At 52.2% G+C, this 13,162-nt stretch carries 10 protein-coding genes; 4 read left to right on the top strand and 6 right to left on the bottom strand.

The features are described 5' to 3' along the window. Positions 1–110 precede the first annotated feature (110 nt). The 3 genes from trmA to ELY33_RS03885 form a co-directional block, all read right to left on the bottom strand. Positions 111–1,226: a tRNA (uridine(54)-C5)-methyltransferase TrmA gene (trmA, locus tag ELY33_RS03895; protein ID WP_126944223.1), complete on the bottom strand. Its 1,116-nt coding sequence runs from the start codon at positions 1,224–1,226 to the stop codon at positions 111–113. Positions 1,227–1,283: 57 nt separating this feature from the next. Further along, complete coding sequence (gene murI / locus ELY33_RS03890) at positions 1,284–2,081, bottom strand: glutamate racemase (RefSeq protein WP_126944220.1); 798 nt, start codon at positions 2,079–2,081, stop codon at positions 1,284–1,286. A 113-nt stretch (positions 2,082–2,194) separates the two neighbouring features. Next, positions 2,195–2,740: a hemerythrin domain-containing protein gene (locus ELY33_RS03885; protein WP_126944217.1), complete on the bottom strand. Its 546-nt coding sequence runs from the start codon at positions 2,738–2,740 to the stop codon at positions 2,195–2,197. A 255-nt stretch (positions 2,741–2,995) separates the two neighbouring features. On the opposite strand from ELY33_RS03885, the gene ELY33_RS03880 reads away from it, so the two are divergent. After that, a complete protein-coding gene (locus ELY33_RS03880) occupies positions 2,996–4,330 on the top strand; it encodes a replication-associated recombination protein A (RefSeq protein WP_126944214.1) in 1,335 nt (444 codons plus the stop codon). Positions 4,331–4,397: 67 nt separating this feature from the next. On the opposite strand, the gene lolA is transcribed toward ELY33_RS03880, so the two are convergent. Both lolA and ELY33_RS03870 read right to left on the bottom strand, forming a co-directional pair. Beyond that, positions 4,398–5,051 carry an outer membrane lipoprotein periplasmic chaperone LolA gene (gene lolA / locus ELY33_RS03875; protein ID WP_126944211.1) on the bottom strand — a complete coding sequence of 218 codons (654 nt, stop codon included), beginning with the start codon at positions 5,049–5,051 and terminating at the stop codon, positions 4,398–4,400. A 168-nt stretch (positions 5,052–5,219) separates the two neighbouring features. After that, positions 5,220–8,657, bottom strand: coding sequence for a DNA translocase FtsK (locus ELY33_RS03870; RefSeq protein WP_126944208.1), 3,438 nt, complete (start codon positions 8,655–8,657; stop codon positions 5,220–5,222). Positions 8,658–8,775: 118 nt separating this feature from the next. Between ELY33_RS03870 and aat the strand changes: the two genes are divergently transcribed. The 3 genes from aat (at position 8,776) to infA (ending at position 10,651) form a co-directional block, all read left to right on the top strand. Continuing rightward, positions 8,776–9,528: a leucyl/phenylalanyl-tRNA--protein transferase gene (gene aat, locus ELY33_RS03865; protein ID WP_126944205.1), complete on the top strand. Its 753-nt coding sequence runs from the start codon at positions 8,776–8,778 to the stop codon at positions 9,526–9,528. Positions 9,529–9,558: 30 nt separating this feature from the next. Continuing rightward, on the top strand, positions 9,559–10,293 hold the full coding sequence (locus ELY33_RS03860) for an arginyltransferase (protein WP_126944202.1): 735 nt from the start codon (positions 9,559–9,561) through the stop codon (positions 10,291–10,293). A 139-nt stretch (positions 10,294–10,432) separates the two neighbouring features. Beyond that, positions 10,433–10,651, top strand: a complete 219-nt coding sequence (infA, locus tag ELY33_RS03855; RefSeq protein ID WP_007111068.1) for a translation initiation factor IF-1 — start codon at positions 10,433–10,435, stop codon at positions 10,649–10,651. Positions 10,652–10,835: 184 nt separating this feature from the next. Here the strand turns inward: infA and clpA are convergent, their stop codons facing one another. Next, entirely contained in the window at positions 10,836–13,112 is a 2,277-nt protein-coding gene (clpA, locus tag ELY33_RS03850) for an ATP-dependent Clp protease ATP-binding subunit ClpA (protein ID WP_126944199.1), read from the bottom strand. Positions 13,113–13,162: the final 50 nt, after the last annotated feature.

Here is a 13,162-nt window from a genome sequence, read left to right as displayed (position 1 = left end):
CGCTACCAATGCTTGTCTCCCTAACCATCTGACAGGTTATTCATGGTGTATGCCGCTTGTGCATCATAAGCACTATTGACAAGTTCTCTTAAACACAACTGAAAAGCTCTCTATTGCTCAATGCTTTTCCGTGAGAGCAATACACCGCACTCACAATGCTCAGTAAACGGAAACTGATCAAAAAGCGCGAACCGTTCAATGTGATGGGTGTTAGTTAGTAGGGTTAAGTTTTCAGCAAGCGTAGCTGGGTTGCATGAAATATAGACGATTTGAGCGTATTCGCTGATTTGATGGCAACTTTGAACATCCAAACCTGCTCTCGGCGGGTCCACCAACACCGTGGAAAACGCATACGTATCCAACGCCATTTCTGTCACTCGGCGGCCAGTTTTCTCACCTTTTAACGCCAGGGCGAACTCTTCAGCGGACATTCTTGCTACCTGCGCATTGGTCACACCGTTAGCATCCAGGTTGACGTTTGCACTGGCCACCGAGGTGCGAGAAATTTCAGTCGCTAATACGCGGCGAAAGTTATCCGCTAGCGCAATAGTAAAATTGCCGTTACCACAGTATAGCTCCACCAAGTCTTCACGCTGATGTCCGGCAGTGGCCTCTTTAGCCCAGCTAAGCATGGTCTGACAGATATATGCGTTTGGCTGAGTAAAACTGTTTTCAACCTGCTGATAAACCAGTTCGCGGCCATCAACCGTTAAGCGCTCCCACACATGATCCCGAGTGAGCACCAGACGCTGCTTGCGAGAGCGTCCAATAATCATGATGCCAAGCGCCTCTTCCAGTGCGCGAGCCTCAGCTTCCCAGGCCTCGCCTAATGGACGGTGGTAAATCAACGTTACCAGGGCTTCGCCGGACAAGGTGGTTAAGAATTCAACTTGAAACAAGCGGCGGCGCAGTTCATCGCTGGCAAGGAACGCTTCACGCAGACGCGGCATTAGCGCATTGATATGTTCACTGGCGACAGGGAACTGATCCAAACGCACAATGCGCTTGTTGTTGGGGTTATCTGAATCGACCTCAAACATGGCATAAAACAGGTCATCATCTTCATGCCAAATGCGAAACTCGCAGCGCTGCCGGTAGTGGCTTGGCGGCGAGGGGTAGACTTCAAGCGCGGGGGTGGTAAACGCCGCAAAGGTCTTCTCCACGTAGGCTTGCTTTTCAGCAAGCTGTTCTGCGTAGCGTTCGGGTTCTACAGTGGGGATCGCCAAGGTGGTTCCTCTTTGGAATAAGTAACTTTTTTAAAAACAGCAAACTAAAAGAGCAGCCTACACTGCGTCAGGAATCGTTAATCGTTGCGGGGCTTGAAAGCCAAAGCGAGCTAACCCTTTAATGAGCGGCAATGCTGGCGCTGTCGTGAAGCAACGTCCATCTTGGGTGCCGTTAACTAAGGTGGGCGCCACCTGCCCTACTCGACGGGCAATGGCATCGCCAGAATCCACCCATACCAGGGGCACCGGCGAGAGCCGAATTAACTCAGGCTTCAACAGCGGAAAATGGGTACAACCCAGTACTACCGTATCTAGCGCAGGCGTGGCTTGGGTCGCTTGCCATAAAGGCGTTAGCGCTAGGTTTAATCGCTGCTCATCGATCGGTGTGCCTGAAAGCCATGCTTCCGCTTCAGTGACCAGTGCATCCGCCGCCACTTTAGTGACCACGCAATCACTTGCGAAGCTATTAATCAGCGCCTGAGTATATGGCCTGTTGACGGTCGCCGTTGTGGCAAGCAAACCGATATGGCGTGTCCGGCTATTCAACGCAGCGGGCTTAATGGCAGGAACCGTTCCAATCACCGGAATATCAAGCGTTGCACGCAACCCTTCTAACGCTAGGGTGCTGGCAGTATTGCAGGCAACAACTAAAACACTTGCCTGACTGGCAGCCACCGCCGCTTTGCATACCGAGACGATACGCTTAGAGAGCGTCACATCATCGCGCAGGCCATAGGGTAGCCACGCGTTATCACAGGCATAACACATTGACAATCGCGGATAATGTTGGCGAAGCGCACGGGCCACAGAAAGACCGCCCACACCGGAATCAAACAGTAGTACAGGCCCTGACATCACTGCTCACCCATCCAATACGCTTTGTGCACGCCATCCCTCTCAAGCCGCCAATAAAAAACGGGCCGTTAGTCTAACACGCCCCGTTACTCATTGAGTGATCCGCTTGCACGCTACATTGAGGGCACTTCGGCGCCACGTAATTCAGCATAGAGTTCTGGATATGCTTGCTGTAGGCGCTCTAACTCTTTTTCAGCCCCTTCGGGCAACGCTTGACGAAGCTCTTCCATATCGTCTTCGCTAAAATGTTTATCTATCAGCGGAAACAGGCCTTCTCTCTCGTGGCGAAGGTAGGCACGGTGTGCATCGAGGTACGCTTTCAATGCTTCTGCAAAGCGATCCATGGGCAGCACGTTATCCATTAGAATCATGTCGATATCGTTGGATAAGCGGGACAGACGAGGCTTTAATTTACGATAGTCGCTTGCCATTTGCTCCATCAATGGCAGGTGCTCTGGGGCCTGCTGCTCCAGGCGCTCCACGCAAATTTTTTCCAGCGGTGAAGCAAAACCATCCATATAGGACAAAATGTAGTCCACCACCTCACGCATCAACTGGAAATCGGGTCGTTCACCGCTCGCGAGTGTTTTGTGTTTAAGCTGTAGCACATGGAGCATTCGCGCCATGTTGGCATGGTCTAGACGCAGTTGGTTTAACATCTTGCCGTCTCCTTTGTAAGTGCCTTACCTTTCGCCCATTCCCTACCAACGCTTGGGCACGTGAGTATGAGCGGGGTTCAACTACACTGGTGTTAATCGTTACCATGCGCCTTTGACATTACCTAGGCAAGCAGACGCTTATCAATCGGATATGCCCAAAGGTAGCCCGACGTTACAATATTTACCACAGACACATGTTAATCGTTGATTGTTCAACGGCTGGATTTACGATGGACATTTATAGAGAACGTTTATATGGATCTTTTTGACCGCGCGTCGGTCACCACGAGTGAAGACGTGCCGCTTGCCTACCGTATGCGACCACTAACCCTTAACGATTACGTCGGTCAGCAAGCATTAGTCGGGCCTGATAAACCTCTACGCCGAATGGCAGAATCCGGTGTTGTGCGTTCAATGATTTTATGGGGGCCGCCTGGCGTGGGGAAAACCACGCTGGCAGAGCTATTAGCACGTGCCTCAGGCGCCCACCTTGAGCATTTAAGCGCTGTGATGGCTGGCGTAAAAGACATTCGTTCAGCCGTTGAGCGAGCCCAGCAACGCACATCGACGACTCTCCTATTCTTAGATGAAATCCACCGACTGAATAAGAGCCAGCAGGACGCGTTGCTACCCCATGTAGAGTCGGGACTACTCACACTGATCGGCGCAACCACAGAAAACCCCTCTTTTGAGGTTAACTCGGCGCTCCTCTCACGTGCCCGAGTCTATGTACTAAAACCGTTGAGTCATGAAGAACTTATCCAGGTGTTAACTCAGGCATTGAACGACGCGCAGCAAGGCCTGGGGAAGCGCCGCATTGAAATAGAAGAGGGCGTGTTAGATGTACTTGCCCATGCCAGCGCTGGCGACGCACGTCGCGCGCTGGGACTGCTAGAAACGGCCTGCGACTTCACTGAACAACGTGGTGATAGCGAAGTGCTTCATAAAGCGGTGCTAGCCGATGTCGTTGGGCATCAATCAAGCGCTTTTGATAAGCAGGGCGACGCTTACTACGACTTATTGTCGGCACTTCATAAGTCGATACGCTCGTCACGCCCTGATGCCGCCCTACTTTATATGGCACGCTTCTTACAGGGGGGCGGCGATCCACTTGATATTGTGCGTCGCTTAACGGCAATTGCCTCAGAAGATGTAGGCAATGCGGACCCACGGGCACTGCCATTGGTCATTGCTGCCTGGGATGCCTACTTACGGCTAGGTGATTATGAGGGTCAGCGGGCGATTGCCCACGCCGCCATTCATTTAGCGGTTGCTCCAAAAAGTAATCGCATCGACCGCGCCTGGAAAGCTGCCCAGCAGTATGTACAGCAGCAACCCCAGCTAGAGGTCCCCAGCTACCTGCGCAACGCCCCTACCAAGTTAATGGAGCAGCTAGGGCATGGTGAAGGGTACCGCTACGCGCATAACGAAGCCTATGGCTACCCTGCTGGCAGCGCTCATGACTGCTGGCCAGACGGCTTACCTAAAACGCGCTTTTACGAACCAAGCGTCTTTGGTCAGGAGAAACGCTTTGGTGAGATAATGACGTGGCGGGAACAACGTGACCAGGAAGCAGATCAGGCACCCTAGGGTGCCTGATCCAGTCACACTGAAGCGCGTTGTGACGAGCAGTTAATAGCGCTTCATATAACGTTTCTTACAGCCCTTCACGGATGACATCAGTGCCTTCAGGGATATCAAAATCGTACAGGCTGCGGTCAACGTTACCGTTACGGATAATGTCGCTGAACATAATCGACGTGCGCTGGCCAGTACTATCCATCATCCACAGTTCAGTTAAGGTCTGATCGTCAAATACCATGCTCAGCTCTTCGAAAAGCGTATCCGCTGAAATAGGAATCAACGTAAACACGTCAGCGCCGTCCTGCTGCTCATGAAAAACATCATAGCTGGCAGTTATATTGTTTGAGCTGCCTGACAGCAACAGCGCGGGGGTATGCGTGACCCGGTCATCCATCGCTTGAACAGTAACTTGCTCAAGGTCAGGGTCATAAAGATAAACTTCTTCACCATCAGATACGACGATTTGTGTGTAAGGTGCATCTACTTCCCAACGCAGCATGCCAGGACGCGAGAGCCACATTTCCCCGCGTGCGCTTTGTAAACGTTCGCCACCACCGTCCAATATTTGCTGCTCAAACGTCGCTTGATAATTCTCAAGCGGGTCAAGCCGCTCGGTAAGACGCTCTGCGGCGTCGTTTGCCCACGCAACAGGCGCCGCAAAGGCTAGTCCTAGCGCGCTGGCTGCTAATACCAACGATGATGAGCGTCGAATATGTGTATCGCGCATTATTTTCTCCCTAGGCAGTCATTGCCGGATAACGTGCAAGGCAAGGAGCGTTAAGACGATCCATGTAGCCTCTCAGACGCAAAACGCGCCGCAGGGTTTCACCTACGGCGCGACTTTCACGCTTATTGCATTATTGAACCAAAGCGCCAGCGCACATTTACGGATGCGTTAGTGGCCTATTGGAGGCGGCGCCAGTACGTCACGTGCACCGTTAGACCCCATAGATGTTACCACCCCCGCTCCTTCCATTGCTTCTACCAAGCGTGCTGCGCGGTTATAGCCTATTTTGAAGCGACGCTGAACGGCAGATATCGAGGCTTTACGAGTTTCGGTAACAAACTGCACCGCCTCATCGTAGAGCGCGTCCTGCTCAGCATCATCGCCGTCTACGCCCTCAGCCTCAAGCCCCGCCAGCGCATCGGCAGTTACGCCGCCTGACAAAATTTCTTCAATGTATTCAGGCGCGCCACGCCGCTTCCAATCGTCCACGACCCGGTGCACTTCGTCATCATCTACAAAGGCACCATGAATCCGATTAGGCGGCCCTGAGCCCGCTGGCAGGTATAACATATCACCATGGCCTAGCAGGCTTTCTGCGCCGCCCTGATCCAGGATGGTTCGCGAATCAATCCGCGACGATACCTGGAAGGCCATCCGCGACGGAATATTCGCTTTAATCAGACCCGTTACCACATCAACGGAAGGTCGCTGAGTCGCCAAAATCAGGTGGATACCCGCGGCACGCGCCTTTTGAGCCAAGCGGGCAATCAGTTCTTCCACTTTTTTCCCGACGATCATAAACATGTCGGCGAATTCGTCGATCACCACGACGATGTAGGGCAGCTTTTCAAGAATTGGCGGCGTTTGGTGCATTTCCCAAGGCTGCGGCTCCCAGAGCGGGTCGGCAACTTGCGCCCCTGCACTTTTCGCCTCATCTAAACGCCCATTGAAGCCTGCTATGTTACGCACCCCCATCGCCGCCATTAATTTGTAGCGTCGCTCCATCTCCGCAACACACCAGCGCAGGCTGTTAGCGGCTTCTTTCATATCAGTGACGACCGGCGCCAACAGGTGCGGAATGCCATCGTAAACCGACAGCTCCAACATTTTAGGGTCGACCATGATCAACTTGAGCTCATCCGGCGTTGCTTTTAGCAGCATGGAAATCAGCATCGCGTTAACACCCACTGACTTACCTGACCCCGTCGTACCGGCGACCAGAAGGTGGGGCATCTTACCTAAATTAGCGACAACGGGCCCGCCCCCAATGTCTTGCCCCAACGCCATGGTTAGCGGGGAGCTTTCCTGTTGATAACGATCAGAGTCGATCACTTCACGCAGACGAATCATCGCTCGATGGGGGTTAGGTATTTCAATACCGACCGTTGGACGGCCAGGAATCACCTCAACCACTCGTACACTTTTAACCATTAACGAGCGCGCCAAGTCTTTGGCAAGGTTACTGATTTTAGAAACTTTCACCCCAGCCGCCGGTTTAATTTCAAATCGAGTGATAACCGGTCCGGGCCATGTATCAACCACTTCCGCCTTAACACCATACTCACGCAGCCGCACTTCCAAGAGCTCCGCCATATCCGCAAGCTGCTCGTCCGTATAATTCGGCTCATGCGGCTCAGGAGGCGTCAGCAGTTGAAGACTGGGGACATCCCCCTCTGGCTCATCAAATGTTTCAAACGCAGGACGCTGACTCTGTAGATGCTCAACGGTCCACAGAGTAGGAGCGCTGTCTGGTTCTTTCTCAGCGTTCTCTGCACTAGGCTCAGGCTGGGAAGATTCAGTGTTGGACGAGTGAGCGTCTAGCGACGTTGAGAACGCTGGCTCCTGGCGCGCTACCGTGACGGCTGGCCGCGCTGCGGGCAAATCATCCTCCTCATCGTCCCACACGGGCTCTGGTACAACTTCAGGGACTCGCTCGAAACGGGGCTCGGGAGATGACGCATGTACTGAGCGAGTATGACCTTCATCTCGCGGCGTGACAGCGGGCGACTCTTCAGCTGCAGGGCTGGGTACGTTTGCGGAAACAGGCGTTATTTCGCGCTCAGTGTCATCGCCCCACTTACTTGTGCTTGCATCATCCTGCTTTATTTCATGCGCTGTTTGAGCCGTTGTTTGAGACATCACCTGAGGCGTAGCTTGATGCCCCGATTCGTCGTGTAATGCGTTTGGGGATAAATTAACTGACTGCTTATCTGCCGAATCGACACCAGAAACAGTTTCAGAAGCTAGCTGTTCATGTGCTGGTTCATTAAGCGTTGGCTCTTCAATCGTTGGCTCTTCATGCTTGGGTACTTCAAAAGCAGGTTCTTCAAAGCGTGGCTTATTAACATCGGGCTCATTGAGCTCAGGTTTACCAGACTCAGGCTTATCAAACTCAGGCTTATCAAACTCCGGTTTACCGAACGCTGACTTATCAAACTCAGGCTCAGCCTCTTTAGTGGAAAGGGGTACCGAAGGCGCTGGCTCGCTTTCTCCGTCATTAATGCGCACCGCAAAGGCATCTTCACGTGGCGCATTGGTCGGCCTTTCTGCGGCGCTCGCTGCACCGCTTTCCCCAACAGGCTCTTCTGTTGGCTTGTCTTGAGGCTCCTCAGGCGCGGCTGACGATGCACGTTTAGGCATGTCTTCCGCTGGCAACGCACCCGAAAATGCAGCAGCTGCCCAAGGGATAGAGGTATCTGTCGTGGTTGAAAAACTAGGCTCACGACGTACACGGCTGCTTTCTTGGGCAGGCTCCTGCTGGGGACGATTTTCTTTTGGAGTTGGTCGCTGTGGTTCACTCTCTTGCTTAGTTGCCTTAAATTCAGCGAGGGGCTTCTCTTTTACTTTTTGAGATGCAGCCTTCGCAGCGGCATTCACAGCAGCACGCTGGGCACGCTTCTCTCGCGCTTTAGCACGGCGCGCGCTAAGCCAGCCACCTACTTTACACAAACGACGTCCAAGCTCGTCAGCCACCTGTAACCATGACATACCGCTAAACAGCGGAAACCCGATCAATATTAGTGCCGCAGAAATAAGGCCAACACCACCGCTACTGACCAGTGGCTTCAGGGTACTTACTAATCCTTCGCCCAATATCCCGCCAGAGGCGTATGGCAAAATGCTGTCAGGATGATAAAAATGGAGCGCACCCAGCATCGTGGTGCCAAAGATAAGCAGCACTAACCCGCCGGTGTGGACAGCAATCGCTACCGGATCAATTTCAAACCGTACTTGACGTGACCTCATTAGCCACCAGGCTGCATAACCAAACATGCCCGGCCACCATAAGGCGCTTGCTCCCAACAGCGAATAAAGCACGTCCGCTAGCCAAGCACCAACAGGCCCCATCCAGTTTTGAACTTCTGTTTCCGGCCCTTGGTAAGACCAACCAGGGTCGGCAGGGTCATAACTAAACAGTGCCAGTAACAGAAATACGCACAGCGCAAGCAGCACCACAACCACGCCTTCGCGCGCCGAGCCCTGCAAGCGCAGCCCAAACCGACGAGCTTTATCCTTAACGGCTTTAACTCGCCCCGTAGGGGCCGTTGATGATGGTTGACGCGAGTTACGTTGCGTTCGCTTGTCTTCCGCCTTGTTTACTTTCAAGCGATTCTCCCTTTACACCTCAATGGTGTCTTTAATCCACTTGCGAGTTTGCATCATACCGAGCATCCTTTCGCCGTCACAGCGCTTCTATCGAAGCGTTCAGTAACAGGAGCAAACAATGCTACCTTGGCTTTCATCGCCACAGCCTATTTTCCCTTCTACCGACCTTGCTCTCGACTCACCTAACGGCCTTCTTGCCGCGGGTGGAGAGCTCTCCCCTTACTGGCTAATCCACGCCTACCGGAAAGGTATTTTTCCATGGTATAGCGATGATGAACCTATTTTGTGGTGGAGCCCCGACCCACGCATGGTATTGCAACCAGAACAGTTTAAAAGACGGCGTAGCCTTGTTAAGCGGTTGCGTCATGGTGGCTTTATCGTCACGTTGGATCAACAGTTTGAAAACATTGTTAAAGCATGCGCTGCACCGCGCCCTGGTGAACCCGGCACTTGGATCAATCAAGATATGCGCCACGCTTACCAACGTCTCCACACGCTAGGAATCGCGCATAGCATTGAAGTTCACCTTAAAGGCCAACTGGTTGGCGGGCTTTATGGATTAGCAATGGGGCCTGTCTTCTTTGGTGAGTCAATGTTCTCGAAAGTGCCTGATGCGTCTAAAATTGCCCTTGCTCACTTGGCCCACGCCATGCAATACCACGAGGGTAAACTGATCGACTGCCAGATGCACACCCCTCACTTGGCAAGCCTGGGTGCAACAACAGTCGCTCGCGAGACATTCATCAACTATCTTAAAAAGTGGTTGCCTAACAAGGCATTTAACTCAACGAATACGACTAATGAAACGCCTACTGTACCTGGATCACCATGGCTTGGTGCCATTGCCTCGACCCATCATCCAGAATGGTAAACGTATTCAGATTAACCAAGGAGGCAAGCCGTGAGTAGTAACGCTCCTCGCCGCCCTGTGCGGGATTTGCGCTTCTTCCTAACTGTTCCTCATGCCTGCAGCTATCTTCCTGGCAAAGAGGCAACCACGCTGTTTCTGGATCCCCAGGAATCGCCCGTTCCCGGCGTTTATGACTCACTGTCGTTGCTGGGCTTCCGTCGTAGCGGTCGTCATTTATACCGCCCCCACTGTGAGGGTTGCGATGCTTGTCGCTCAGTACGCATTCCAATAGACGGCTTTAGCGCTAATCGTACCCAACGCAAACTCCGGCGTCTCAATGCTGATCTTTCTATACGCGTAGTGCCTGCACGCTATGAAGCAGATCATTATGCGCTCTATGCTGACTATATTCGTTTACGCCATGCTGATGGTGACATGTATCCGCCGAGCAGGGAGCAGTATCGTACGTTTTTAACGCTAGAAGAACCCTATGCGTATCTTTTAGAAATGCGCTTAGATGGAAAACTCGTGGTAGTAGCAGCATTTGATCAACTTGAGCATGGCTTGTCGGCCATTTATACGTTTTTCAGTGTCGATAAGGCCCTTGAAAAGCGATCCTTAGGAACCTACGCTATTCTCAAGCTTATTGAGCTGTGCGGTGAAAAGTCACTCCCTCATTTGTATCTTGGGTATTGGATTGAGGAGTGTCGTAAGATGCGCTATAAGCGCGCGTTCACTCCCATAGAGGTACTCGACGGGCGCCATTGGCGGCCTTTAATTTGCTAAACTTGTCAGCTTTTTTGCCTTGATGGCAGGCTTACGGCACAATATAGCGCTGCTTACTGGGTAGTCGTCACTTGACGACGCCCATTGAAGTGACTCATTAGACCAAACCATTACGTTAAATAAGTGAGGATCTGCCTATATGGCACGCGAAGATCATATTGAAATGGAAGGCGTTATTGTTGATACCCTTCCTAACACCATGTTCCGAGTTGAGCTGGAAAACGGCCACGTCGTTACCGCTCATATTTCCGGAAAGATGCGTAAAAACTACATCCGTATCCTGACAGGCGACAAGGTGAAAGTAGAGCTGACGCCCTACGATCTGTCAAAAGGCCGTATTGTTTATCGCTCGCGCTAAGTCTTGGTAACGCCTTTAAGCAAACACTGCCCGCGAATGCACGCATCATGGCTGCAAATATAGCGTAAGTACGGCGCCGATCTCTGGAAACGACAACGCCCCGTCGGATGACAGGGCGCTGCGCTTTAGTGCAAATGGTCATGAGATCATGTGCGTGGGGACTTAGGTGGTCTTAGCGCCCTTTTCAGGGCGCATCTGCCATCTCAGATTCAGTGGATAAATGCAGCTCACCTTCTTCAAGGTTAACGTGCACGATGCCACCTTGATCAGCCAGCTCGCCAAATAGAATCATCTCAGCCAACGGCTTCTTCAGTTTCTCTTGGATCAAGCGGGCCATTGGGCGGGCACCCATGTCAGGATCGTATCCTTTCTCCGCTAACCAATCTCTCGCAGTATCATCGACTTCAAGCTGCACGCGCTTTTCGTCAAGCTGTGCTTGTAACTCGATCAAGAACTTATCGACAACGTTACGCACAACAGACATTTGCAGCGCATGGAACTGGATAATACCGTCCAAACGGTTGCGGAACTCAGGCGAGAAAGTGCGCCGAATCACTTCCATCGCATCCGTTGAGTGGTCTTGGCTTTGGAAACCGATTGAGCGCCGAGATGCCTGCTCTGCTCCCGCGTTAGAGGTCATAATCAGGATGACGTGACGGAAATCTGCCTCGCGGCCATTGTTATCAGTCAAGCGACCGTGGTCCATCACCTGCAGTAGCAAGTTAAATACTTCAGGATGCGCCTTCTCGATTTCATCTAGCAACAACACACAGTGCGGCTGTTTGGTGACGGCTTCGGTTAACAGTCCACCTTGGTCATAGCCCACATAACCTGGAGGTGCACCAATCAAGCGTGAAACCGTATGACGCTCCATATATTCCGACATATCAAAGCGTACTAGCTCGATACCCATGATATGTGCCAGCTGCTTAGCTACTTCAGTTTTACCAACACCCGTTGGGCCAGCAAACAAGAAACTACCCACTGGCTTGTCTGGCGATTTCAAGCCAGCACGGGAAAGCTTAATAGCAGCAGAGAGAGTATCGATGGCCTCATCTTGACCAAACACCAGCATTTTCAGATCGCGGTCGAGCTTCTCAAGTAATTTACGATCAGAACTTGAAACACTCTTCGGCGGAATACGCGCAATCGATGCCACGACTGCTTCAACCTGCTCAACATCAATGGTGTTAGTCCTTACCTCTGGGGGCAGCATACGCTGGTGCGCACCAGCCTCATCGATCACGTCGATGGCTTTATCGGGTAGATAGCGATCGTTAATGTAGCGGTCAGCCAACCGCGCAGCGCTTTCTAGCGCACCATCGGTGTACTTAAGCTCATGATGTTCTTCAAAGCGCGAACGTAACCCCTTGAGGATTTTGATGGTGTCGTCCACAGAAGGTGCCATAACATCCACTTTCTGAAACCGACGAGCCAGAGCGCGATCTTTCTCAAAAATGCCACGAAATTCTTGGAACGTTGTCGAGCCGATGCAACGCAATTCACCGGAAGAAAGCAAAGGCTTCAGCAGATTAGACGCATCCATCACACCACCTGAGGCAGCACCCGCCCCTATTACGGTATGAATTTCGTCAATAAAGAGCACGGCGTTAGGCTGCTTACGTAATTCACTCAGCAAGCTTTTCAAGCGCTTCTCGAAATCACCACGGTATTTAGTTCCCGCCAGCAACGCCCCCATATCAAGCGAGTAGACCACTGCATCAGCAATTACTTCTGGCACATCCTCTTCAACAATGCGCTTCGCCAAACCTTCAGCAATAGCGGTTTTACCAACACCGGCTTCACCGACCAGCAGCGGATTATTCTTACGACGGCGAGCAAGAATTTGTACTACGCGCTCAAGCTCATGATCGCGGCCAATTAACGGATCTATTTTACCTTGGCGCGCCTGCTCATTCAGATTGGTCGCGTAACCCGTTAATGGGTGAGCTGCGCCTTCAGTAGTACCCTCTTCGGCATCTTCACTGTCATGAGAAGATGGCGATGGCGTAGGGCCATGGCCGGATACCTTAGAAATACCGTGAGCGATATAGTTGACCGCGTCTACACGTGCAACGCTTTGTTGCTTAAGAAAATAAACGGCTTGGCTTTCTTGCTCAGAGAAGATGGCGACCAGCACGTTGGCGCCAGTGACTTCACTCTTTCCAGATGACTGTACGTGGAAAACCGCACGTTGCAATACACGCTGAAACCCAAGCGTTGGTTGTGTTTCGCGATCCGCTTGGCTCTCAGGGATTAATGGCGTGGTCGAATTAATAAAACCCTGCAGATCGGACCGCAGCTTATCGAGATTCGCCCCACACGCCTTAAGCACGTCAACTGCTGACGCATTATCCAGCAATGCCAGGAGCAGGTGCTCGACGGTCATAAACTCGTGGCGCTTTGAGCGAGCCACGGTGAAGGCCGTGTTCAGGGTAAGTTCAAGTTCTTTGCTCAGCATGGCAGTCCCCTTTTCGCTACTACCTAGGGCGTGTCACCACCTAGGGCTTG

The sequence above is a fragment of the Vreelandella andesensis genome, assembly GCF_003989795.1.
Classification (GTDB): domain Bacteria; phylum Pseudomonadota; class Gammaproteobacteria; order Pseudomonadales; family Halomonadaceae; genus Vreelandella; species Vreelandella andesensis.
The sequence above is the reverse complement of the archived record's forward strand: the minus strand, read 5'-3'. Positions and strand labels throughout refer to the sequence as shown.